At 60.3% G+C, this 21425-nt stretch carries 25 protein-coding genes; 10 read left to right on the plus strand and 15 right to left on the minus strand.

Annotated features, from left to right (window positions below):
* Positions 1 to 42: 42 nt before the first annotated feature.
* The 4 genes from HF682_RS03265 (at position 43) to HF682_RS03280 (ending at position 3431) form a co-directional block, all read left to right on the plus strand.
* Positions 43 to 510, plus strand: coding sequence for a RidA family protein (locus tag HF682_RS03265; RefSeq protein WP_168875799.1), 468 nt, complete (start codon positions 43 to 45; stop codon positions 508 to 510).
* Positions 510 to 1703, plus strand: coding sequence for an aminotransferase class V-fold PLP-dependent enzyme (locus tag HF682_RS03270; protein WP_168875800.1), 1194 nt, complete (start codon positions 510 to 512; stop codon positions 1701 to 1703). Before HF682_RS03265 ends, HF682_RS03270 begins: the two co-directional genes overlap by 1 nt.
* Positions 1700 to 2482 (plus strand): SDR family oxidoreductase, encoded by a 783-nt coding sequence (locus HF682_RS03275; RefSeq protein ID WP_168875801.1) that lies wholly within the window; start codon positions 1700 to 1702, stop codon positions 2480 to 2482. Before HF682_RS03270 ends, HF682_RS03275 begins: the two co-directional genes overlap by 4 nt.
* Positions 2483 to 2684: 202 nt before the next feature.
* Complete coding sequence (locus tag HF682_RS03280; RefSeq protein ID WP_168875802.1) at positions 2685 to 3431, plus strand: SDR family oxidoreductase; 747 nt, start codon at positions 2685 to 2687, stop codon at positions 3429 to 3431.
* A gap of 217 nt (positions 3432 to 3648) precedes the next feature.
* On the opposite strand, the gene HF682_RS03285 is transcribed toward HF682_RS03280, so the two are convergent.
* The 4 genes from HF682_RS03285 to HF682_RS03300 form a co-directional block, all read right to left on the minus strand.
* Positions 3649 to 4065, minus strand: coding sequence for a hypothetical protein (locus HF682_RS03285; RefSeq protein WP_168875803.1), 417 nt, complete (start codon positions 4063 to 4065; stop codon positions 3649 to 3651).
* A 320-nt stretch (positions 4066 to 4385) separates the two neighbouring features.
* Positions 4386 to 4691, minus strand: a complete 306-nt coding sequence (locus HF682_RS03290) for a helix-turn-helix domain-containing protein (RefSeq protein WP_168875804.1) — start codon at positions 4689 to 4691, stop codon at positions 4386 to 4388.
* Positions 4684 to 5076: a type II toxin-antitoxin system RelE/ParE family toxin gene (locus HF682_RS03295; protein ID WP_168875805.1), complete on the minus strand. Its 393-nt coding sequence runs from the start codon at positions 5074 to 5076 to the stop codon at positions 4684 to 4686. Before HF682_RS03295 ends, HF682_RS03290 begins: the two co-directional genes overlap by 8 nt.
* A gap of 69 nt (positions 5077 to 5145) precedes the next feature.
* A complete protein-coding gene (locus HF682_RS03300; protein WP_168875806.1) occupies positions 5146 to 6039 on the minus strand; it encodes a LysR family transcriptional regulator ArgP in 894 nt (297 codons plus the stop codon).
* A 110-nt stretch (positions 6040 to 6149) separates the two neighbouring features.
* Between HF682_RS03300 and HF682_RS03305 the strand changes: the two genes are divergently transcribed.
* The 4 genes from HF682_RS03305 (at position 6150) to HF682_RS03320 (ending at position 10187) form a co-directional block, all read left to right on the plus strand.
* Positions 6150 to 6755 carry a LysE/ArgO family amino acid transporter gene (locus HF682_RS03305; RefSeq protein ID WP_168875807.1) on the plus strand — a complete coding sequence of 202 codons (606 nt, stop codon included), beginning with the start codon at positions 6150 to 6152 and terminating at the stop codon, positions 6753 to 6755.
* An 85-nt stretch (positions 6756 to 6840) separates the two neighbouring features.
* Complete coding sequence (locus HF682_RS03310; protein WP_168875808.1) at positions 6841 to 8145, plus strand: WD40 repeat domain-containing protein; 1305 nt, start codon at positions 6841 to 6843, stop codon at positions 8143 to 8145.
* A gap of 217 nt (positions 8146 to 8362) precedes the next feature.
* On the plus strand, positions 8363 to 8854 hold the full coding sequence (locus HF682_RS03315) for a DUF1579 domain-containing protein (protein WP_168875809.1): 492 nt from the start codon (positions 8363 to 8365) through the stop codon (positions 8852 to 8854).
* Positions 8855 to 8996: 142 nt separating this feature from the next.
* Positions 8997 to 10187, plus strand: coding sequence for an MFS transporter (locus HF682_RS03320; RefSeq protein WP_168875810.1), 1191 nt, complete (start codon positions 8997 to 8999; stop codon positions 10185 to 10187).
* Here the strand turns inward: HF682_RS03320 and HF682_RS03325 are convergent.
* The 5 genes from HF682_RS03325 to HF682_RS03345 all read right to left on the minus strand — a co-directional run bounded on the left by HF682_RS03325 (position 10131) and on the right by HF682_RS03345 (position 13064).
* A complete protein-coding gene (locus tag HF682_RS03325) occupies positions 10131 to 10925 on the minus strand; it encodes a sterol desaturase family protein (RefSeq protein WP_168875811.1) in 795 nt (264 codons plus the stop codon). The genes HF682_RS03320 and HF682_RS03325 overlap by 57 nt on opposite strands.
* Positions 10926 to 11217: 292 nt before the next feature.
* Complete coding sequence (locus tag HF682_RS03330) at positions 11218 to 11634, minus strand: hypothetical protein (RefSeq protein WP_168875812.1); 417 nt, start codon at positions 11632 to 11634, stop codon at positions 11218 to 11220.
* 109 nt (positions 11635 to 11743) lie between these two features.
* Positions 11744 to 12181, minus strand: a complete 438-nt coding sequence (locus HF682_RS03335) for a hypothetical protein (protein ID WP_168875813.1) — start codon at positions 12179 to 12181, stop codon at positions 11744 to 11746.
* Positions 12182 to 12248: 67 nt separating this feature from the next.
* Positions 12249 to 12542, minus strand: coding sequence for a hypothetical protein (locus HF682_RS03340; protein WP_168875814.1), 294 nt, complete (start codon positions 12540 to 12542; stop codon positions 12249 to 12251).
* Between the two features lie 54 nt (positions 12543 to 12596).
* Positions 12597 to 13064 (minus strand): hypothetical protein, encoded by a 468-nt coding sequence (locus tag HF682_RS03345; RefSeq protein ID WP_168875815.1) that lies wholly within the window; start codon positions 13062 to 13064, stop codon positions 12597 to 12599.
* A gap of 293 nt (positions 13065 to 13357) precedes the next feature.
* Here HF682_RS03345 and HF682_RS03350 point away from each other — a divergent pair, with 293 nt between their 5' ends.
* Positions 13358 to 13765, plus strand: coding sequence for a hypothetical protein (locus HF682_RS03350; protein WP_168875816.1), 408 nt, complete (start codon positions 13358 to 13360; stop codon positions 13763 to 13765).
* A gap of 392 nt (positions 13766 to 14157) precedes the next feature.
* Here the strand turns inward: HF682_RS03350 and HF682_RS03355 are convergent, their stop codons facing one another.
* Together HF682_RS03355 and ppsA are read right to left on the minus strand one after the other, a co-directional pair.
* Positions 14158 to 14451: a hypothetical protein gene (locus HF682_RS03355; RefSeq protein WP_168875817.1), complete on the minus strand. Its 294-nt coding sequence runs from the start codon at positions 14449 to 14451 to the stop codon at positions 14158 to 14160.
* 131 nt (positions 14452 to 14582) lie between these two features.
* The gene (gene ppsA, locus HF682_RS03360) at positions 14583 to 16970 is read right to left on the minus strand and encodes a phosphoenolpyruvate synthase (RefSeq protein WP_168875818.1); all 2388 of its coding nucleotides are present in this window, start codon (positions 16968 to 16970) and stop codon (positions 14583 to 14585) included.
* A gap of 297 nt (positions 16971 to 17267) precedes the next feature.
* Between ppsA and ppsR the strand changes: the two genes are divergently transcribed.
* Positions 17268 to 18095 carry a posphoenolpyruvate synthetase regulatory kinase/phosphorylase PpsR gene (gene ppsR, locus HF682_RS03365; RefSeq protein ID WP_168875819.1) on the plus strand — a complete coding sequence of 276 codons (828 nt, stop codon included), beginning with the start codon at positions 17268 to 17270 and terminating at the stop codon, positions 18093 to 18095.
* Positions 18096 to 18166: 71 nt separating this feature from the next.
* On the opposite strand, the gene HF682_RS03370 is transcribed toward ppsR, so the two are convergent.
* From HF682_RS03370 to HF682_RS03385, 4 genes are all read right to left on the minus strand, one after another.
* Complete coding sequence (locus tag HF682_RS03370) at positions 18167 to 18571, minus strand: DUF4431 domain-containing protein (protein WP_168875820.1); 405 nt, start codon at positions 18569 to 18571, stop codon at positions 18167 to 18169.
* Between the two features lie 75 nt (positions 18572 to 18646).
* Positions 18647 to 18940, minus strand: coding sequence for a hypothetical protein (locus HF682_RS03375; RefSeq protein WP_168875821.1), 294 nt, complete (start codon positions 18938 to 18940; stop codon positions 18647 to 18649).
* A 59-nt stretch (positions 18941 to 18999) separates the two neighbouring features.
* A complete protein-coding gene (locus HF682_RS03380) occupies positions 19000 to 20487 on the minus strand; it encodes a hypothetical protein (protein WP_168875822.1) in 1488 nt (495 codons plus the stop codon).
* 253 nt (positions 20488 to 20740) lie between these two features.
* Positions 20741 to 21391, minus strand: a complete 651-nt coding sequence (locus tag HF682_RS03385; protein WP_168875823.1) for a hypothetical protein — start codon at positions 21389 to 21391, stop codon at positions 20741 to 20743.
* Positions 21392 to 21425: the final 34 nt, after the last annotated feature.

The following is a 21425-nucleotide window of genomic DNA, read 5'->3' on the forward strand; positions in this document are numbered from 1 at the left end:
CCCTCATGATGACTCCACCTTTAGCCCATACCGGAGATCATCATGTCCAACAGCATCCGCGCCCGTGTCGAACAACTGGGCCTGTCCCTGCCGCCGCTCACCAGCCCGGCCGCCAACTATGTGTCGCGCGTTCGTACCGGCAACCTGCTGTACCTCTCTGGCCAGATTGCGCAGCAGCAAGGCGAACCGGCCTATATCGGCAAACTGGGCCGCGAATTCAATGTCGAGCAAGGCCAGCTGGCTGCGCTAAGCTGCGGCCTGTCGCTGATTGCCCACATCATCCAGGCCACTGACGACCGGCTGGACCAGGTCCGCAAAGTGGTAAGGCTGGGCGGCTTCGTCAATGCCACGCCGGAATTTGCGGACCACTCACAGGTAGTCAACGGCGCATCCGACCTGATGGTATCGGTGTTTGGTGACGCCGGACGCCACGTGCGTACCTCGGTGGGGGTGGGTTCGCTGCCGGTCGGGGTGGCGGTGGAAGTCGACGCCATCATTGAGCTGGCCTGATGAACCGCCCCGCCCTCGCCCACTGGCGCGCGCAGACGCCCGGCCTGCAGCACGTCTGCCATTTCAACCATGCTGGCAGCTCGCTGATGCCGCAGCCGGTGCTGGATGTGCTGCAGGCACAGTGGCAGCGTGAAGCCGAACGTGGTGGCATGGAAGCCGCCGCCAGCGTGGCCAGCGCGGTGGACGCCACCTATCAGGATGCCGCCCGCCTGCTGGGGGCCCAGCCGGACGAAGTGGCGTTCAGCACCGGAGCCGGTGCGGCCTGGGGGCGGCTGGTGGCCAGCATCCGCTGGCAAGCGGGCGACCGCATCCTGATCGGGCGGCAGGAATGGGCCAGCAATCTGGCGCTGTTGCAAGACCTGTCGCAGCGGCATGGCCTCTCGCTGGAAGTGCTGCCCAGCCGCGACGATGGCAGCGTGGACCCGGACGCACTCAGCACCGTGCTGGACGATCGGGTGCGGCTGGTGTCGCTCACCTGGCTACCGGCCAACGGCGGGCTGATCAACCCGGCGGCGGAGATCGGCCAGCGCTTGCGCGGCAGCCGTGCGCTGTATCTGATCGACGCCGCGCAGGCGGTCGGCCAGCTGCCGGTGGACGTGAATGAGCTGCAGTGCGACCTGCTGGTGGCCGCCGGGCGCAAATACCTGCGCGGCCCGCGTGGCAGCGGCCTGCTGTATGTGCGCCGCGAGCGGCTGGCCGAGCTGACCCCGCCTTATGGCAATGTGCAGACCCAGCCCTGGCGCGAAGGCCGGTTCGACTGGATAGACAGCGCCCGGCGGTTTGAAGATGCCGAGCTGGCCCCCGCCATCAAGCTGGCTTTGGGCGAAGCCATCCGCTACGCGCTGGACATCGGGCTGGACACCATCCTCCTGTGCATCGACCAACAAGCACAAGCCTTGCGCCAGCGGCTCGCCACCCTGCCGGGGGTAACGGTACATGATCTGGGCCTGCAACGCTCCGGCCTGGTGTCCTTTACCGTCGACAGCCTGCCCGCCAGCGTGCTGCAGCAGCGCCTGCGCCAGCAAGGCATCCACATTGGTGCCAACGGCGTGGCCTACACCCCGCTCGACATGCAGGCACGCGGCCTGCACGAGCTGGCCCGCGCCTCGGTGAGCTACTACAGCAGCGATGAAGAGCAGCACCAGCTCTACCACGCCATCCATGCATTGATTCCACAAGGAGAATACCTATGAATTTCGGACTACAGGGCAAACATGCCCTGATTCTGGGCGGCGGCAGCGGGCTGGGCTATGCCACCGCCGCCGCACTGGCGGCAGAAGGTGTGAGCCTTACTCTGCTGGGGCGGCAAGCCGAGCGCCTGCAACAGGCCGCGCAGCGCTTGCAGGGATACGGTGTCACCGTGCACTGCCTGCCGGCCGACCTGGCCGACCCGCAGCAGGTGACGCAAGCCCTGCTGCAGCTGGACGAACTGCCGCCAGTCGACATCCTGCTCAACAATGGCGGCGGCCCGCCGCCGTGCGCTGCTGCCGGTATTCCGCTCTCGCTGTGGCAAGCGCAATTCCAGAGTCTGGTGCTGTCGCTGGTGCAGATTACCGACCATGTGCTGCCTGGCATGCGCGCGCGCGGCTGGGGACGCATCCTGACGGTCGCCTCCACCACCGTGGAAGAACCCAACCCGGCGCTGGCGCTCTCCAACAGCCTGCGCAGCACGCTGGTGGGCTGGTGCAAGACACTGGCCAGCGAAGTGGCGGCGGATGGCGTGACGGTGAACATGCTGCTGCCGGGCCTGATCAACACCGACCGCAGCGTATCGCTGACCGCACGCGCCGCCGCAGAGGCCGGTGTGAGCGTGGACGAGATGAGCAAGCGCCAGTCCGCCAGCATCCCGCTGCGCCGCTTTGGCGAGCCGGAAGAGTTTGGCGCGGTGGCCGCCTTCCTCGCCAGCCAGCAGGCCAGCTACCTGACCGGCTCCATGATCCGGGTGGATGGCGGCAAGGTGCATCACGTCTAGCATAAGTGGTTAACCCCACCCAGCCAGGCGAGGCAGGCTGAGGACAGCCTAACCAGTAGGGCGCAATACCCGCAGGGCATTGCGCCGCACCGCTAGCCCTGCCTCACCTTGGCATACCGGCAAGGTACGAACATCAAGGCTTGCTGCCTGCGCGTAGCGCTGGCATGATGCTCATTATTATTAGCGCGCTAAGGAGATAGACATGGCTGGCTTGATCATCCTCACCGGCGGCAGCCGGGGCATTGGTGCCGCCACGGTACGGCTGGCTGTCTCCCGTGGCTACGCCGTCTGCTTCAGCTACCTGCGTCAGCAGGCGGTGGCCGAAGCGCTGGTGGCCGAGCTGCGCGCCAACGGCGGGCAGGTGTGGGCGGTGCAAGCGGATGTCGGGCAGGAAGCTGACGTGCAGCGCCTGTTTGCAACGGCAGACGGCCTGGGCCAGCCCCTCACCGGGCTGGTCAACAACGCCGGCATTCTGGAGCGCCAGATGCGGCTGGTAGAAATGGATGCCGCCCGCTGGCAGCGGGTGCTGCAGGCCAATGTGATCGGCAGCTTCCTCTGCACCCGTGAAGCGGTAAAGCGCATGTCCACCCGCTTGGGCGGCCAGGGCGGCAGCATCGTCAATGTGTCGTCTGGCGCGGCACGCGGCGGCTCACCGTTTGAATACATCGACTACGCCGCCTCCAAAGGCGCCATGGACAGCATGACCATCGGCCTCTCCAAAGAAGTGGCTGCCGAAGGCATCCGCGTCAACGCCGTCCGCCCCGGCGTGATCGAAACCGACATCCATGCCGACGGTGGCGAACCCGGCCGCGTCGCCCGCCTGGCCAGCACCGTCCCCATGCAACGCGGCGGCCAGCCCGAAGAAGTCGCCGAAGCCATCCTCTGGCTCCTCTCCGACGCCGCCAGCTTCAGCACCGGCGCGTTTATTGATGTGACGGGGGGACGGTGAGGCGGGGCATGCCGTGCGCTCACTCTTAGTAGGGCGCAATAACCGCAGGGCATTGCGCCATTTGCCTGCCCCGTGAGGGCATGTGATGCTGCCTTCAAGCTGGCATAACGGGCCATTGCTGTACTACTCAGCTGATGATAAGTTGAATACGGCGCAATGCCCTGCGGTTATTGCGCCCTACCGGGTTCATCTGGCTTATAGTCTGCGCCGCAAGCGTTTAAATTGGATGAAGAACCTCCACATCACTTATCGCCCCATCTGAGTCATCTACTGCTTCCCAAGCAGAACCATCGGGAAAATAGCAAATAAATCTTCCTTGCCCTTCTTCGCCAGTCTTTCGATAATCCCCTATTACGGCCATAGAATTAAAATAAAAAGCTACATTTTTGGCCATTTTCTCAAGCGCAGCATCATCCAGAGGGCGATATATGAAGCCTGATATATTTGTCTTTAGTCCTGCCGGGGATTCCAGCAATCCAACGCCAACACGATCCTTACCCTCCCATTGCTCAGACCAGCACTCGCTATCTGTAACAACATTTTCTAGCGGGAGGTCTAAATACTCAGCTAGAAACTTTGCCATTTCCTCGAATGATATACTCGTTCTAAGCCCTATTTCGTACACATCATGCATTTTACGTTCTCACTGAATTGAAAAGCGTTATCAAGTTCTTCATTGATTCAGTGGTCAGACCTAAACTTCCAGCTGCCATATTTCCATTGAATGCTCGCAGCTGAGTAGAGCGCAATAACCGCATAGCATTGCGCCATGCACCTACCCCGAGAGGCCATTTAATACCTCCATCCGCCTGGCACAATGGGCCATTGCTGCACTACTCAGCTGATGGTAAGTTAAATACGGCGCAATGCCCTGCAGTTATTGCGCCCTACCGGGCTGTACACCGGGCTAAGGTACCCACAGCAACCCATGCAGCAGGATGCAAAGCGCCCCCTTTATGCCAGCACGTCCAGCCCTTTTCGCTCCACCAGGTTCAACAGTTTCAGCGAGGGGCCGTTGGGGTGTTTCTCGCCCCGCTCCCATTTCTGTACCGTCGAGGGGCTGGTGTTCAGGTAGGCCGCAAATACCGCTTGGCTGGCCCGGCAGCGTTGTCGCAGGGTCTTGATCTCGTCTGCGGTGTAGTCTTTCACTGGCGGCAAGCTTGTGGCGTCAAATTCGCGCATGGTCTGGGTGTCGAGCAGGCCAATGTCGGCGAAGTCCTGTGCGGTCTCTTGCAGTGTCTTCAGCAGGCGGCTAGTCATGATTGTCCTCTTTCCCGTCCGGGTTTACTGGCAGCAGTTTGCCTTGCTGCACGGCATGCGCCAGTTGTGTTGCGGTCCAGCTCAGCATGATGGTTGCCAGGCGTTTCAAGGCTTTCAACTCCTGGCTGTCTATATTGTCGCGCTCGTTCTTGGCAAATCCATACACAAAGAAGGCGCGGTCTTGTGTCCGGTAAGCCAGCAGCGTTCTGGCGCCACCGCTTTTGCCTCGGCCTGGCAGGGCAATCCGTTTTTTCACCACGTGGCCGCCCAGGTCTGCATCAATCAGGCCATTCTCCATCTCGGCGACCGCTGCGGCCAAGGCGGCGTCGGTCAAGCCTTCTTTGCCAGCCCATTTTTCAAATGATCGGGTTTTGTAGATGTGCATGCGCTGGCCGGATGTCATGGATTAAAACTATACCACCTAGTGATATAGATTCATAGTGGAAATGCCCCCTCACAACGGCCTCAACATCCGCTGTCCAGCCTGCACCAGCGTGCGGGAGAGGTGTTCCAGGCGGGGGGATTGTACTTTCCAGCTGTGCCAGTAGAGGCCTACGTCGACGGGGTGGGCGGGTAGCAAGTCGTGCAGGCCGTTGCAATCGGCAAGGCCGCCCACTTGAACTTCGGGCAGCATACCCCAGCCGAGGCCGAGGCGCACCGCTTGCAGGAAGGGCTCGGAGGCGGGCAAGTAGTGGCGGGGCCAGGCTTGGTCGCTGAGGCCAAAGTGCTGCTGCAGGAAGTCGGCCTGTAGCCGGTCTTTGCGGTTGAACACCATCACCGGGGCGTGGCGCAGGCGCTCGCGGCTGACGCCATCGGGGAACCAGCGCTGCATGAAGTCGGCGGAGGCCATGGCACGGTAGCGCATCACGCCCAGCGGTTCGGCCACGCAGCCGCGCATGGGCTGGGCTTCGGTGGAGATGCAGCCGAGCGCCAGCCCGGCTTGCAGCAGCTGATAGGTGTGGTCCTGATCGTCTACCGTCACGTCCAGCAGTACCCGCTGGGCAATCAGGAAAGGGGCAACGGCGGGCAGGAACCAGCTGGCGACGCTATCGGCATTCACCGCCACCGGCACGGTGAGCAAGGCCTCCTCCCCTTCAGTGAAGCGAGCCACCAGATCGGCCTCCAGCAGAGCGGCCCGCTGCACGTATTGCAGCAGGGCTTGCCCATCCGGCGTGGCGCGGCAGGGGCGGCTGCGCACCAGCAGCGGCCGACCCAGCGACGCTTCCAGCGCACGAATACGCTGCGAGATAGCGGAAGGGGTGACGTGCAGCGCCGTGGCGGCCTGCTCCAGACTGCCGCGCTCGATGGCGACACGAAACGCCTCGCACTGCTTCTGGTCCAGCTGCATGCCCACCCCACTTATTAAGATATTCTAATGATTATGGAGTAATTTTAACTTTGCTTCACCCTGTGGCTGACAGGCGTTAAGCTGGGTGCAACGTAAATGGAGACCTCCCTATGCTTAGCGCCGCCCTGTCCGGATTCAGCCTTGCTGCCGGTTTGATCATGGCCATCGGTTCGCAGAACGCGCATGTGCTGCGCATGGGCCTGCTGCGCCAGCATGTGGGCAAGACGGTGCTGGTGTGCATGCTGAGTGATGCGCTGCTGATTGCCGCCGGGGTGGCGGGCATGGGTACGCTGGTGCAACAGCACCCTCTGCTGCTGGACCTCACCCGCTGGGGTGGTGCGGCGTTTCTGTTCTGGTATGGCCTGCGGGCGTGGCGGGCGGCATTTGCCAGTGAGAGCCTGAACCTGGGCGATGCGGCGCCTCGCTACACTGCGCGCCAGGCCATGCTCACGGTGCTGGCGTTTACCCTGCTCAACCCGCATGTGTATCTGGATACCGTGGTGCTGCTGGGCTCGATTGGCGCGCAGCAGCCGGGCGAGGGCAAGCTGTGGTTTGCCATCGGCTCCACCACCGCGTCCATCCTGTGGTTTGCCGCGCTGGGTTATGGGGCGCGGCTACTGGCACCGCTGTTTGCCCGGCCCTTGTCATGGCGGCTGCTGGACGGGCTGGTGGGCACAGTGATGTGGAGCCTCACGCTCTCGCTGGTGTGGCGGTAAACCTTCACACGGCTGCACAAATCGTCACACGCACGGCCAGGCAATGACGTTATCATCCCCCGGTCTTTACAGGAGATGATCACGCATGAATGCAGCACAACAGGCCGAGTGGCAACAGCAAGTTCTGGCGTATAGTCAGGCCATCAATGCTTATGTGGATACCGGCCTGCGCGAGGGCTGGGATGCAGCGGGCAAGGAGCCGGCGGTCCCCGAGCTCCAGCATCTGCTGCAGCCGGTGGTCGAGCATGTACGTGCGGCTTTTGCAGCGGGTAATGACCGCGACCTCAAGGCCGAGCTGCCGATCAGCCATGAGGCGATGATCCCGCTGCTGGAACATGTAGGCTGCGCGGTGATGCAGGTGCTGCTGCTGGACGATGGTAGCATCCTCGCCCGCATTGGCGACTGGTATCAGGATGGCGGCGTGATGCATGTGCGTGGCCGTGAGGCACACTGGCTGGAGGATATCCTGTTCATTGGCCGCTCGGCGGACCGTCGCCATTATGCTGCCGCTAGCGCAGCAGGCATCCGGGTGACCGAGGGCTGGCAGGGCCGCGAAGTGGCCCGTTTCGACTGGCCCACCGGGCAGGAAGGTCTACTGGGCGAGCTGGGCGGGTCGGATGTATCCTGGGCGCAGCAACCCAACCAGTTGATCCCGTTTGATGAGGGCCAGCGCCTGCTGCTGGTCAGCAGCCACGGCATCTGGGTGCTGGCGGCGAGCGGCGCCACCCGCCTGCTGCCGACCGACGCCGAAATCGAGGAAGACCGCGAAGACCTCGACGACGACGAGGCCTTCGACATGCGTTACGACATGCCACACGGTGCCGTCTCGCCAGACAACCGCTGGATTGCCGTCGGCAACCAGGGCAGTGCGCATCTGGTGTTCGACCGCGACCTCAATCTGGTGGCCAGCATCGGCCCGCACAGCGAGTACCCGCACTTTGCCTGCTTCAGCGAAGATGGCCGCCACGTCGCCTTCAACGCCTGCCATTTCTACAACGGCACCACCATTGGCGTGGCGGTAGCCGATTTGCCGGGCATGGATACCGATTACTACGCGGACGATCCGCGCCAGACCGTGCTGCAGGAAGGCTCGCGGGTGTACGCCACCGCCTGCCGCCCCGGTGAGTTGATCATCGGTGATGCCAATGGCTACCTGCGGGCGATGGGTTGGGATGGTCAGCCTCACTGGTTCCACCACCTCGGCAGCACCATCTCCGGCATGGACATTTCCGCTGATGGCCGCACGCTGGTGGTGGGCAGCCACGCAGGCTACCTTTCCATCATCCAGCTGGATGCCGAAGCCGCCCGCCCCTACCAGATCGGCAATGCCCGTCACTGGGAAGAAAAGCGCTGGTTCTTCTGGCAGAACACCGCACCTTTCTGCTGGTAAGCACACACGCCATGCCGGTCGTCGGCAAGCATGAAAAAGCCCTTGTGGTAACCGGTATTTGCTGCCATGATATGGAACATACGTTCTACATCATGGCAGCTGTGCATGATGTAGCGCACCGTCCCCCACAGCGGCGCAGCCAGGCCGGCAACGGTCTGCCAGCGCCGCTTGAGGCCCACATTACCGCCCCGGAAAGCGCTCAGCAGAAAGGCAGCACATGTCCTCCAGTACCGATTTTGACTTCTTCATGGGCCGCTGGAATATCCAGCACCAGCGCCTGAAAGAGCGTCTGGCCAATTGCCAGGAATGGGATCACTTCCACGGCTCTTCCCATGCCCAGCACATCCTGGGCGGCATGGGCAATATTGATGACAACTATCTGGAGATGCCGGGAGGCGCCTATCGTGCCATCACCCTGCGCTCCTTTGACCCCGCCACCCGCCAATGGAGCATCTGGTGGCTGGATGGCCGTTTTCCCGGCACGCTGGATGCCCCCATGCGCGGCAGCTTTGAAAATGGCGTGGGCTGCTTCCTGGCGGACGATGTGTTTCAGGGTCGGGACATCAAAGTCCGTTTCCTGTGGTACCCCGCCAAGGACGGCACCCCGCGCTGGGAGCAGGCCTTCTCGGTAGACAACGGACAGACCTGGGAAACCAACTGGATCATGATTTTCCACCCCGCCGGGGAAGGCTCAGCCCAACCGGTTTGACCCGCAAGGGGAGCGGTAGCCACAGCCCATTGAGTTCACTCGGTGGGCGCGGTATGCTGGCAGGGCAAGCCATATGCCATTCGCCAGCCTGTCGCCCGGAAAGGGTAATGGGTGATGCCCTCAACAGCCCGTCAGGCCACCCATGCAGCCCACCTACGCCGAGAAACGCAATGTGCTGCTGCTGGCCAGTGCGCAGGCCCTGTTCCAGACCATTTCCGTGATGGTGCTCACCCTCTCCGGGCTGATTGGCCAGCAGCTGGCCACCGACAAGCGGCTGGCTACCCTGCCGATTGCCATGATGATGGTGGGTGCCGCGGCCACCATGATCCCTGCTTCCCTGCTGATGCAGCGCCATGGCCGCAAGGCGGGCTTTCTGCTCGGCACCGGGCTGGGCTGCGCCGCCGGGCTGCTGGCCGCACTGGCCCTCTGGCTGCATCACTTCTGGCTGTTTGTCCTCGCCAATACGCTGGTGGGCGGCTACCAGGGCTTTGCCCAGTACTACCGGTTTGCCGCCGCCGACATTGCCAGCGCGGATTTCAAAAGCCGCGCCATCTCCTGGGTGATTGCGGGCGGCATTGTCGCCGGGCTACTGGGGCCGAACATCGGGCGCTGGACCCAAAGCATCAGCCCGCTGCCCTACCTCGCCGCTTATCTGGTGCTGTTTGGCCTCAGCCTGCTGGCCATGCTCATCGTCAGCCGCACCCATATCCCGCCAATGCAGGTGAGCCAGCAGCACGGCCCGGCGCGGCCCCTGCTCACCATCCTGCGCCAGCCGGTCTTCCTCACCGCCGTGATCGGCTCTGCCGTCGGCTATGCCGTGATGGCGATGGTGATGACTGCCACCCCGCTCGCCATGCAGCTCTGCGGCCAGCCGCAAGGGGCCTCCGCCACTGTCATCCAGTGGCATGTGCTCGGCATGTTCATCCCCTCGTTTTTCACCGGCAACCTGATCCGCCGCTTTGGCGTGCTGCCGATCATGGGCCTGGGCATCGCCCTGCTGGCGTTACAAGTCGTGATCTCGCTCAGCGGCATCGGCTTCCTGCACTTCCTCTCCGGGCTGATTCTGCTGGGTGTGGGCTGGAATTTCCTCTTCATCGGCGGCACCAACCTGCTCACCGAATCCTACCAGCCCAGCGAACGCGCCAAGACGCAGGCCGCGCACGACTTCCTGATGTTCGGCCTGGTCAGCCTCGCCTCCCTCTCCGCCGGTGGCCTGCTCAACACCTGGGGCTGGCAATCGGTCAACCTCACCGTCCTCCCCTTCCTCGCGCTCGCACTACTCGCCGTGCTGGGGCTGGGGATCAAACGGCGGGGGCGTCTCCAGCTGAGCTGAAGCCGCGTAAACGTCCCTGAAGCGCAGCATGTCAGCGAGGCGCGCCTCACCGTTCCCCGGGAAGCCACAGGCCGGGACAAAATCTTCAGCCTCCTTGAACGTGCCGAACAGGCGATCCCACAGGGTCAGATCGCCATAGTTATAGTGGTGCACGTCCAGCTGATGGTGAATGGCGTGATGCTCCGGGCGCTGAATCAGGTAACCCAGCCATTTCGGTGTGCGGATATTGGCGTGGTAGAAGTACTCGCCCGTTGCACCAAATAGAGAGGTCCACGCCCCCGCCTCTGCCGTACCCCCCATCACGCAGTAGATCAGCAGGCCGGTCAGGATCGAGTCCGCCGCAATCTCCAGCGGATGCTTGTAGAACGAGGTCAGCACCTCAATCCGGCTGGGGCTATGGTGAATCTGGTGAAACAGCAACCAGAAGCCTCTGGCATGGCGAAGGCGGTGCCACCAGTAGAACACAAAGGTACCCACAAACCAGTAGAACAGGCCTTCCAGTACCGGATTAGACCAGCCGCCAATCTGCAGCAGGGCGTGCCCCCTGAAATACCGGTTCCACGTCAAACCGCCCAGCCCGATCAAGCCGAGCTGCAGCAGGTTCATCAACCCCGCCCGCCCATACCAGCCGCGTGCATTCGGCAAGGCCCGCCCCGGCGCCACCCGCTCCACCACCAGAAACACACTGGTACTCAGTACAATCAATACTGCGGGAAGGAACTGCTCCTGATACGGCATGGGGCCCTGCGCCTCCGGTCATCAAGCAGGCTAGTGGCACCTGAAGCAGGTACCCGCTGCCTGCCCGTCATTCAAAGTGGTACAGAAACGAGCATGTGCGAATGCGCATGGATTGCATGGTAGCAAGCCTGCCCATGCCCGCTACGCCGCAAAAGAAAGTCCCATTTATTGATACCCAAAGGCGCAGCACAGCGTCCCAGCCAGCCAACCCGAAGGCGTGGGTCCTGCAGACAGCCTCGGGTACAATGCACACATGCGGCGCAATGCCCTGCGGTTATTGCGCCCGGCCTCGCTATTCGACTCGGCCAACATTTGGCGACTCACCCACTTTGATCAATAAATCAGCAATCCAAATTGCCTCTTCCTTAGTTCCAACATACAAATTTCCCGGCAGGTCTTTAGCAAGCCTGCTTGCCTCTTTCATATCAATACTGAGTGCTTTTCGAATTACTTTTAAAATTTCTTTTTTAGAAATTACCTGCAAAACATTAACTCGCCACAATCCATCATAATCAATTATTTTCTGCCGAATATCTACTGGCGGAATTCCTCCTCCGTCCGCTTCGCTGCGTAACCCACAGTTGGTACAATTAACCGTTTCGTACCAACGAAGCTTACCTCGATGGTTAAGCTGCCCAGCATTAAGTGCATTCTCACACCCACATTGAGGGCAATTGTTCTTAGTAAGTATTTTATTAAATTCAACCATTTATTCTACCCAGTTCAGTAGGGCGCAATGCCCTGCGGTTATTGCGCCCTACTTTGCTCTCGCTTGCTCCAGTGTTGCTGTGGACGCCCCCTCTATTTCCCCCATCCACTCAGTACAACAGCACACAGCCCGGTTTGAGTGCCACTTGCGCTTCGTTCAGCACACGCTCCGCATCTAGTTGCCCGTCAAAGACCCAGTAAACCTTGATAGCGGTCTCTTTTCTTTGCAGGGGATAAGGATTGGCCAATACGCTGGCGATCGAATCGACATAACCTCCTCTATCAGGCTGGTTCCCCATGGTGGCGGTCAGGCAATTCAGGTTAGCACGGGTATGGCGTAAGGTGGGCTGACTGATCTGCAAGGTGCCATACAACAGGGTTTGGTGGCGGTCGCCCTTTTCATCGGATGTTACGGCCCGGGTTTTGGTGATGGTAATGCGCGCGTCGCCTTCCTTCAGGGTGATTTCCGCCGGGGCAGGCTGGCAGCCGCTCAGCAGCGCGACCACGCCCAGCATGAGCAAGTAACCCCAGCACTGTGTTAAGCGCATACACGCTCCTTTTGATGTACAGCCATCCTAACAATTGCCTGGACAGTCGCTTGCTGCACCCCACTTCTCAGTGCTCAGCAGCCCCTGACTTCGTTGCTTGCGCTGCCGCACGGCGGGTTTTCCATCGTCGCAGCAGGAAGATGCCTTCGTAGAACAGCATGTTGACCAGCATCGCCACGCCATAGAAGGACCCAGTACTATGAGCTTCAATCAGCCCGGCGACCAGCAGCCCCGGTGACAGGCATACCAGCACAAATATCAAGCCCGAGTGCGCCAAGGCCATGCCGTCCCGCGCCACCCACAGCAGGGGTAGCGCAGACCATGCCAGGCTGTACAGATGGTGGCGGGTGACGGGCTTCATGTCTCCTTCCGATGCTTGGTGCGAGAGGGGTAATGCGCTTGATGCCAGTCGGCATCAGTCTCCAACAAAATGCCAGCTTTTCTGGGCAAAATCGTAGTGATTCGTTTCAAATACCGTCCATGGCGACTGGTACATCAGAGCAGGCCGACCTCCCTCATCCAGCCGATAGTACAAGCCCAACCTAAACCTGGCCTGCTGTGTGTTATACCCGATGCCCTCTAGCTGGGCGGGGTAGTGTCCGGTGCGGTCATGATATTGGACCACGGCCTGTGCAACGACGCTTGCATCTTGCCCGATGGACCAGCTACGGCAGTATTGCCCGCCCCAGGCTACGGCGGCCAGCAGTGAGGCCAGCATATACACTGCCATGGGGTGGAGACGTGGACGCCGCAGCAGGCCCCTCACGCTCCAGATCAGCATGGGGACGGCCAGCATCAGCGTCATCATGCCGGGCATGCGCGCCATAAACAGCAATACCGCGCCCATCGCCAACACATACCAGCTGACTCTTGGAATAGTCATGCCGACTCCTTTATCCGCTTTGGGGTACACGCTACCATACTGTTCAGCCTGTGGCAGCCTTTCACGCATGCCGTTGCGGCACGGGATCAGCCAACGGGATTGAAGGCGGGATGGCTCAGGCAAGCCTTGGGTATGATGCACACACGGCGCAATGCCCTGCGGTTATTGCGCCCTACTGCACTTTCCCCCAATAGTCTAGGGGTTATTATTAAATGACATCCGCACAAAAGAAATTGGTACTAAATTTTCACTATATATCGAGGCTAATTGGACCACTTGTTTTGGCTTCCGAAATGGACAATCAGATCAACGAACTTGGATTAATTGATTACACTGATGCTTTGCAGTGCAAAATTGCGTTTGACTGCTTGATCCGACCGAGCTTTGACCGATTAAATGAACTGACCAGGCAAGAGGTAAAAAAATCTTTAGGTTATTTGGTTGAAAACCCAACATACTTTCCTGATTTAATTGAAGATAGGCTTTTATTGTGTGGCGTGCCATTTATTGCTTTTAGATTATTCCTCAGCGAGCTCTGGAATACATTATTTCCTTTAGAAGATACCAGTGATTACAAACCTGAAAATTACAAGATTAAAAACAAGCCTCTTGCTTTAAATCAGTATTCATTTAGTCAGCCAGAGAGTGAATCACTCCAAGATAGATTGAATGAGCTGTATAAAAAACTGTTAAACCGTTAATTGTTTTGGCAGCAAGAAATGCCTCTCTCTTGTTGTTCCAAACAGGGCTGCAAGTGTCAGTTGACAGTTCGTAATTGTAAGGTCTCGCATGATTGCGTACCCCGCTAAAGCGTAGTAGGGCGCAATAACCGCAGGGCATTGCGCCGCATCGGTAACCCTGACCAGATGCTACAAACAAGCGTGTCATGATTGTCAGGGCATTCAGGGTGGGCAAAGTATGCATACCGCCTGCGGGTAACGTCAGTTACAGCCTTTCACGGTTGAAATACCATCCTTGCTCCTCCAACTGGCTGTAGGCGTGGATGCCTAAAACATGTCTCGTTATGATGCATACACGCGGCGCAATGCCCTGCGGTTATTGCGCCCTACCTGCTGAATGACGCTCTGTTCGATCATTGCCCCTCCACCATTGGGCACTTCAATCCCAAGGCTTCATTGACGTGCATAAAGTCCTGATAAGCGGTGGCGTATTGGACTCCAGCGTCTCCCGGTACCACAACCTTATCCTCATATTCCTTAAACGCTATTTTTTGATGCTTCAGGTACATCACATAGCCATGGCGGTAGCATGAGGTTTGGGCAAGATATAACTCTGACAAGGCGGGGGGCTGTGGTGTTTTATGCAGCAACAGCCATGTACCCGCTAGCGCAAGGATGGCGACAACAAACAGAATGCTCTTCTTCAAAATAGGCAAGCCTTGGGTTGTGTGACAGCGGTCACGGTCTGGGCGCTTCTCGTTAGTTTACCGTGATGGAGACCCCCAATAAAAAACCCCGTACTGCTGTACGGGGTTTTTGGTTTGCAGCAGAAGAACACTCAGGCTTTCTGGCCCAGCTCGCGGGCGAGGTAGAGCCAGGTTTCGACCACGGTGTCGGGGTTGAGCGAGACGGTTTCGATGCCTTGCTCGACCAGCCATTTGGCGAAGTCCGGGTGGTCGGAGGGGCCTTGGCCGCAGATGCCGATGTATTTGCCTTGCTTGCGGCAGGCGGCAATGGCCATGCTGAGCATGGCTTTGACGGCATCGTTGCGTTCGTCGAACAGGCTGGCGATGGGGCCGCCGGAGTCACGATCGAGCGCCAGCGTGAGCTGGGTCATGTCGTTGGAGCCGATGGAGAAGCCGTCGAAGTATTCGAGGAACTGTTCGGCGAGGATGGCGTTGGACGGGATCTCGCACATCATGATCAGGCGCAGGCCGTTCTTGCCGCGCTCGATGCCGTTCTGCCGCAGCAGCTCGACCACTTGGCGGGCTTCGTCCAGGGTGCGGACGAAGGGGATCATCACTTCGACATTGGTGAGGCCCATGTCGTCGCGCACGCGCTTGATGGCGGTGCATTCCAGCTCGAAGCAGTCGCGGAATTCCGGCGAGATGTAGCGGGAGGCGCCACGGAAGCCGATCATCGGGTTTTCTTCGTGCGGCTCGTAGTTGGTGCCACCGATCAGGTTGGCGTATTCGTTGGACTTGAAGTCCGACATGCGCACGATGACCTTTTTCGGGGCAAAGGCGGCGCCAATGGAGGCGATGCCTTCCACCAGCCTGGCGATATAGAACTCCACCGCATTGGGGTAACCGGCAATGCGCTCTTCCACCTGGGCCTTGAGGTCCCACGGCAGGTTCGGGTAGGCCAGCAGCGCCTTGGGGTGGACGCCGATCATGCGGTTGATGATGAATTCCAGCCGGGCGAGGCCTACGCCTTCGTTGGGCAGCTGGCTGAAGTCGAAGGCGAGCTCAGGGTTGCCGACGTTCATCATCAGCTTGACCGGGGCGGGCGGCATCTTGTCCAGCGCGAGGTCGATCACGTCGATATCCAGCAGGCCTTCGTAGATGTTGCCGGTGTCGCCTTCGGCGCAGGAGACGGTGACGGGCTGGCCGTCTTTCAGTAGGTGGGTGGCGTCACCGCAGCCCACTACCGCCGGGATGCCCAGCTCGCGGGCGATGATGGCGGCGTGGCAGGTGCGGCCACCGCGGTTGGTGACGATGGCGGAGGCGCGCTTCATCACCGGTTCCCAGTCCGGGTCGGTCATGTCGGTGACCAGTACGTCGCCGGGCTTGACCTGGTCCATCTCGGAGGCGTCTTTCACCAGCCGCACCACGCCCTGGCCGATCTTCTGGCCGATGGCACGACCGGACACCAGCACATTGGAGCGCTGCTTCAGGCGGTAGCGGCGCAGGGTTTCCACGCGGGCGTCTTGCGACTTCACAGTTTCCGGGCGGGCCTGCAGGATGTACAGCTTGCCATCCACGCCGTCCTTGCCCCATTCGATGTCCATCGGGCGGCCATAGTGCTGCTCGATGATCATGGCGTAGCGGGAGAGCTCCAGCACGTCGGCGTCGGAAATGGCGAACTGGCGGCGCTCGCTCTGGGTGGTGTCCACCACGCGCACCGAGCGGCCGGTTTCGGCCTTGTCGGCGAATTCCATGCGGATCAGCTTGGAGCCGAGGTTGCGGCGCAGGATGGCCGGGCGGTTGGCGGTGAGGTTGGGTTTGTAGACGTAGAATTCGTCCGGGTTCACCGAGCCTTGCACCACGGTTTCACCGAGGCCATAGCTGGCGGTGAGGAACACGGCGTCCTTGAAGCCGGATTCGGTATCGAGGGTGAACAGCACCCCGGCGGAGCCTTTGTCCGAACGCACCATGCGCTGGATACCGGCAGACAGTGCCACTTCGGCGTGTTCAAAGCCTTGGTGCACGCGGTAGGAAATGGCGCGGTCGTTGTACAGCGAGGCGAACACGTGCTTGATGGCCACCAGCACTTGCTCGATGCCGGAGATGTTGAGGAAGGTTTCCTGCTGGCCGGCAAAAGAGGCGTCCGGCAGGTCTTCCGCCGTGGCGCTGGAGCGAACGGCTACCGAGATAGTGGCGCCGGAATCGGCTTCCATTTTGGCGTAGGCTGTGCGGATGTCCTGTTCCAGATCGGCGGGCAGCGGGGCGTCGATCACCCACTGGCGGATTTCGGCACCCACTTTGGCCAGCTGGGTGACGTCGTCCACGTCCAGCCGGGAAAGGGCTTCGTTCACGCGGTCGGTGAGGTGGCTCTCGGCCAGGAAGCGGCGGAACGCTTCTGCAGTGGTGGCAAAACCACCGGGCACCCGTACACCGGCACCGGCCAGCTGGCTGATCATTTCACCCAGCGAGGCATTCTTGCCCCCTACCCGTTCCACGTCCGTCATGCGGAGGTGCTCGAACCAGACTACATTTTGCGACATCGTCGATTTCCCGTTGATTACGATCAAAACCGGCAACACGCACACGCACCAAGGCCGCAGGCAGCCAGTTTGCTGCAGTGCACCGAGGGGGCGGCGTGGAATGCGCGCATTCTACCGTGTTTCGTTTTTACCGTGCGCGTTCGCACTGTAAAAAGGATGAAAAGTCATTATGTTACGCAAACCCACCGAGACAGCCTGTAGTTTGACTAGATTAACGTATTTTTCAGCGCCGAACGCTGCCGAAAGCGCCCATTCTCCGTCTATAATCGTCCATCCCCCCTCCAGCAGAGAGCCAACATGACGCACCGCCGCAAGGTGTTCTTCGTTTCCGACCGCACCGGGATCACCGCCGAAGTGCTCGGCCACAGCCTGATCACCCAGTTCGAAGACATCGACTTCCAGCGTACCACCCTGCCCTTCATCGACACCATCGAAAAGGCGCAGGCGGTGGCACAGCAGCTGGGCGACATCTGCATGCAGGAGGGGCACCGCCCGGTGGTGTTCTCCACCATGGTGGACAGCCAGATCCGCAACGCGCTGCGCCAGCGCAACAATGCCCTGCACCTCGACTTCTTCGAGAAGTTCATCGACCCGCTGGAGCAGGAATTCGGCATGCAGTCGTCGCACACCATGGGCAAGAGCCATGCCATTGATGACAACGACGACTACAAAACCCGCATCGACGCGGTGAACTTCACCATGGCCAATGATGACGGCGGCCAGACCAAATACTATGAAGAGGCGGATGTGATCCTGGTTGGCGTGTCGCGCTCTGGCAAAACCCCCACCTGCCTCTACCTTGCCCTGCACTACGGCATCCGCGCCGCCAACTACCCGCTGGTGCCGGAAGACTTTGGCAGCATGACCCTGCCCAGCGTGCTGCAGCCCTACCGCAACAAGCTGTACGGCCTCACCATCCGCGCCGACCGCCTGCAGCAGATCCGCAACGAGCGCAAACCAGACAGCAAGTACGCCTCGCTGGACAATTGCCGTTTCGAGATCGCCGAGGCCGAGGCGCTGATGCGCCGCGAGCGCATCTCTTTCCAGGACGCCACCCACAAATCGGTGGAAGAGCTGGCCTCCACCCTGATCCACACCGCCGGGCTCACCCGCCGGCTGTTCTGATCGCCTTGCCTGCTTTCAGTGTAGACGGCGCACCGCAGAATGTGCGCCGGACTGCAGCATGACTGTGCGGGCTACTTGAGAGTGACCCGCGTCACCTCCATCAACACCGGGGTGTGGTGGTGGCCGGTGATGGCGTGAAAGAGCGTACCGGTCAGCACCACCGTCTTGCCCTGGTAGGGTTTGAAGCGCACGCCAGCGGGCGGCACCAGGGTAATCAGCCGCTGGCCCGTTTCAGCTTCTTCTTCAGTTTGCGGGTTCGCCGCCACACAGATCGGTTTGGGCAGCACCAGCACCGCCTGCACCTCGCGCGCATCCGTCTTCGGGCTCTCGCCATAGTTGGGCGGGCCGTAGAAGGTTTTCAGGGTCACGGTTCCCGTGAGCGTGAGCGGCGCACCGGCGTAATGCAGGCAATCTGCAGCACGGGCGGCCGGGGCAAGGCTGAACGCGGCCAGCAGGGCAAACCGGAGGAAGGTCATGATGGGGATGGCTCCTTGGGGCAGATCAGGCGACGCTGAATCTAAGTGGCAACGCAGGCCCTGTCAATGACGAAGTCATGTCAAGGCCACGCCCCATGAACGATGCGCTGCAGCGGCTCGGAATGCCTCGTATCGCGCACGTCTGCGCCACCACAGCAAGATTGCCGCATCCATCCCCAGCAGGATACCCTGCACGGCAGTCAGCCAGCCCAGGAGCAGCACCAGCCCATACGCGACTTCATCCGCGCAGCAAGGATGCGTGGTCAACAGCAGGCTGGCCGCAAACAGCAGCAGGGTCACCGCCCCCCAACAGGTATTGCGCCGGTAGCGAGGGATGCGCAGAAAGTGGCACCAGAAGGCGGCTGGCATCAGGGGTGCTGCCGGGATGCATCCTGCGCCGCTGGGGGTCGAATGCCCATCACAGGCGATCAGTCTTCGCGCTTCTTGCTGCCGTACCGAGCCATGCCAATCCGGACATGGTCGAGGATGGATTCGTGGTAATCCCGGTTGAGCGAGCATTTGTTGATGCGAACCGGATGAAGACGGAGGCTGTTGTCTTTCGCAATCACCGGATAAGGTGCCGCTACCGTCACAGTCATGGCAGCATGCCCGTAGACGGCAAGATTGACGACCACATCCTTTTCCTGCCCGGGAGGATAGTCGTGGTAGGCATCTCGCACGAGTACCGCGAACGCGGCTTTTTCCGGATTGCTCCACAAGATCTCATCCGCGCGGTATATCGCATCCTCTTCTGACTCCTCCATGATGGGCACCATCAGACCGCCGCCATTCTGGGTCGGGTACAGGATGGTCGGTGTCGTCGGCTGAAGCCCTGCCGACATGAACCGTCCATAAGCCAGCATCATGCCTGCCTCCTCGCAGGCTTTGGCTTGCTCAGGGTCCAGTGCCGCTTTCTCCATTGCCAGCAAGGTCAAGCCGCCCTCCTCCTCATCCGGCTCCGCAGGCGTTGGCGGATTCAGCCGGAAAATGTCTTGGGCATGCTGCGTGCAGCTGGTTTGCCTCTCACCAAACAGTATCTCGTTTATGGTGAGCAGCGGAGAATACAGCGCATCATTCAGGCGGGCCCAGTGGGTGAGCTCGAATGCCAGGTCCCACCCCATGCCCAGCTTCTGGGCCTCTTCGTAGGTATGCCAGGTCAGCACATAGGGGCCATTACGGGCTACGGTGGTCGCAAAATAGAATGCCAGGAATTGCAGAAAGTTGACGGTGTCCGGGTGGGTAATGAAGTCACCATAGACCGGGGCTTGCCCTTTGCGGATGGTCCTCAGCAATGCATCGATCCGTGTCAGACTCTCCAGCGAGTAGTCCAGCGTCAGCCGCTCCAGCGCGGCGCGGAGTGCGATCCGGTCGCCAATATATTCCTTGTCAGCGTACAGGCGCAGCATGAGCGGCACCCAAATGTTCGGATCCTGGCGTGCTGCTGCATGATAGGTGTCCAGCGTTTGCTGGAGGGTTGTTTGCAGCGACACATCCCGTTGTGCAAACAGTTTCTGGTGAAGGTAGGTCAGCGGCGTGAACGCTTTACCGAGCGCGTATGCGACCAGCCGGTTCTCTGGTTTGTCCCCCAGCTTAAAGGTATCGGGATACTGCGCCAGCATCTGCTCACGCGTTCCCCAGGTCAGGTCGGTACCTATCCGCGCTGACAGGTAAGACCCAATATAGAACGACACCATATTGGCAAAGCGCTGCACAGCAGGATCCTGGCTCAGATCAGCGGCCTTGAGCCCTGCTTTGTCATGAATCTGCTCCAGCAACGCGTCCAGCCTGTCGAGACTGGCGGGGGTGCCATCCAGCCTTGCTTGCTGCAGGGCCTTGAAAAAGCGGATACCCCCGGGCAGGTCTTGCTGCCGGGCATACGCATCCAGGTACTCGCGCGCCGCACGGTTCCAGTCCATGAACACTCATTCATACATAAGGAAAGCGCAGGATGATGCCGCAGGTATGCAGGTCAATTCAATAGCAGGGAAACCGCTCGGTGCGGAATATTTCTTCCGTTGCCCGCCTTGCCGCACAAAAGATCAAAAATACCGCGCTATCCCGCATGGGATATGGGTTTGTCACTTTTTGACCGGACAGGGAAAAGTACGCTTCTTTGCAGCACCTGCCACAGCATTGAGATCAATGCCGAGAGCACCGGGCAGCAGCCCCTCAGAGTTCACCTGCTTCAGCCGGTGCTGCCGTCGGTTTGCAGTATTGCTGCAGCAAGGCCAGGTGATGATTGGCATCCAGAATGAAGTAACGGCCGTGATGCACCGCCAGCTTGCCCCACCACCAGTTGCGCTCGGTGATGCAGTCAAAGTAGCGGCTCTCACCGTTATCCAGGTAATAGGTTTCAACACCGCGCTTGTCCATCTGGCCGTAGAAGCGGTCTTCATTGCCGTCGATGAAGTCACCGGAGTCCTGCGCCAGCAGCACGTAAGTGGCAAAGGCCGGGCCTTGGTAGTAGCGCAGCTGAAATTCAAATGGCTTGGGATAGAACGTCACGAGCAGGAACAGCGATATCGGCAACAGGGCCAAGCTGATCCACAGCGCGGGAGGCTTGCCTCGCCAGCGCAACCACAACATGCAGCCAATCCCCAGCAGCATCAGCACCGCGGAGAGCAACATGAACAGTTGGTGCAAACCCCAGATTTCGAACCCGCCTGCGTTCAGGGTTTCGCCATTCTTGTCCAGAATCTGCCTCAAACCAAACGTGGTGTAGTCGCCCGACAGGATCAGAATTGCCGTACAGAAGCTGGCGACAGAGAACAGCCCCATATAGATGGCAGCGGGCAGATTGGGGAAGCGGGGCAAGGACATATCAGGGTTGCAGGCAATCAGACATGCAGCAAGC

Origin of the sequence: Leeia aquatica (assembly GCF_012641365.1) — a bacterium.
Classification (GTDB): Bacteria; Pseudomonadota; Gammaproteobacteria; order Burkholderiales; family Leeiaceae; genus Leeia; species Leeia aquatica.

Bases quoted from the DNA above. Each gene is read 5' to 3' on its own strand.
- HF682_RS03265 (WP_168875799.1), top strand. From the start codon at position 43: ATGTCCAACAGCATCCGCGCCCGTGTCGAACAACTGGGCCTGTCCCTG.
- HF682_RS03270 (WP_168875800.1), top strand. From the start codon at position 510: ATGAACCGCCCCGCCCTCGCCCACTGGCGCGCGCAGACGCCCGGCCTG.
- HF682_RS03275 (WP_168875801.1), top strand. From the start codon at position 1,700: ATGAATTTCGGACTACAGGGCAAACATGCCCTGATTCTGGGCGGCGGC.
- HF682_RS03280 (WP_168875802.1), top strand. From the start codon at position 2,685: ATGGCTGGCTTGATCATCCTCACCGGCGGCAGCCGGGGCATTGGTGCC.
- HF682_RS03285 (WP_168875803.1), bottom strand. From the start codon at position 4,065: ATGCATGATGTGTACGAAATAGGGCTTAGAACGAGTATATCATTCGAG.
- HF682_RS03290 (WP_168875804.1), bottom strand. From the start codon at position 4,691: ATGACTAGCCGCCTGCTGAAGACACTGCAAGAGACCGCACAGGACTTC.
- HF682_RS03295 (WP_168875805.1), bottom strand. From the start codon at position 5,076: ATGCACATCTACAAAACCCGATCATTTGAAAAATGGGCTGGCAAAGAA.
- HF682_RS03300 (WP_168875806.1), bottom strand. From the start codon at position 6,039: ATGCAGCTGGACCAGAAGCAGTGCGAGGCGTTTCGTGTCGCCATCGAG.
- HF682_RS03305 (WP_168875807.1), top strand. From the start codon at position 6,150: ATGCTTAGCGCCGCCCTGTCCGGATTCAGCCTTGCTGCCGGTTTGATC.
- HF682_RS03310 (WP_168875808.1), top strand. From the start codon at position 6,841: ATGAATGCAGCACAACAGGCCGAGTGGCAACAGCAAGTTCTGGCGTAT.
- HF682_RS03315 (WP_168875809.1), top strand. From the start codon at position 8,363: ATGTCCTCCAGTACCGATTTTGACTTCTTCATGGGCCGCTGGAATATC.
- HF682_RS03320 (WP_168875810.1), top strand. From the start codon at position 8,997: ATGCAGCCCACCTACGCCGAGAAACGCAATGTGCTGCTGCTGGCCAGT.
- HF682_RS03325 (WP_168875811.1), bottom strand. From the start codon at position 10,925: ATGCCGTATCAGGAGCAGTTCCTTCCCGCAGTATTGATTGTACTGAGT.
- HF682_RS03330 (WP_168875812.1), bottom strand. From the start codon at position 11,634: ATGGTTGAATTTAATAAAATACTTACTAAGAACAATTGCCCTCAATGT.
- HF682_RS03335 (WP_168875813.1), bottom strand. From the start codon at position 12,181: ATGCGCTTAACACAGTGCTGGGGTTACTTGCTCATGCTGGGCGTGGTC.
- HF682_RS03340 (WP_168875814.1), bottom strand. From the start codon at position 12,542: ATGAAGCCCGTCACCCGCCACCATCTGTACAGCCTGGCATGGTCTGCG.
- HF682_RS03345 (WP_168875815.1), bottom strand. From the start codon at position 13,064: ATGACTATTCCAAGAGTCAGCTGGTATGTGTTGGCGATGGGCGCGGTA.
- HF682_RS03350 (WP_168875816.1), top strand. From the start codon at position 13,358: ATGGACAATCAGATCAACGAACTTGGATTAATTGATTACACTGATGCT.
- ppsA (WP_168875818.1), bottom strand. From the start codon at position 16,970: ATGTCGCAAAATGTAGTCTGGTTCGAGCACCTCCGCATGACGGACGTG.
- ppsR (WP_168875819.1), top strand. From the start codon at position 17,268: ATGACGCACCGCCGCAAGGTGTTCTTCGTTTCCGACCGCACCGGGATC.
- HF682_RS03370 (WP_168875820.1), bottom strand. From the start codon at position 18,571: ATGACCTTCCTCCGGTTTGCCCTGCTGGCCGCGTTCAGCCTTGCCCCG.
- HF682_RS03375 (WP_168875821.1), bottom strand. From the start codon at position 18,940: ATGCCAGCCGCCTTCTGGTGCCACTTTCTGCGCATCCCTCGCTACCGG.
- HF682_RS03380 (WP_168875822.1), bottom strand. From the start codon at position 20,487: ATGGACTGGAACCGTGCGGCGCGCGAGTACCTGGATGCGTATGCCCGG.
- HF682_RS03385 (WP_168875823.1), bottom strand. From the start codon at position 21,391: ATGTCCTTGCCCCGCTTCCCCAATCTGCCCGCTGCCATCTATATGGGG.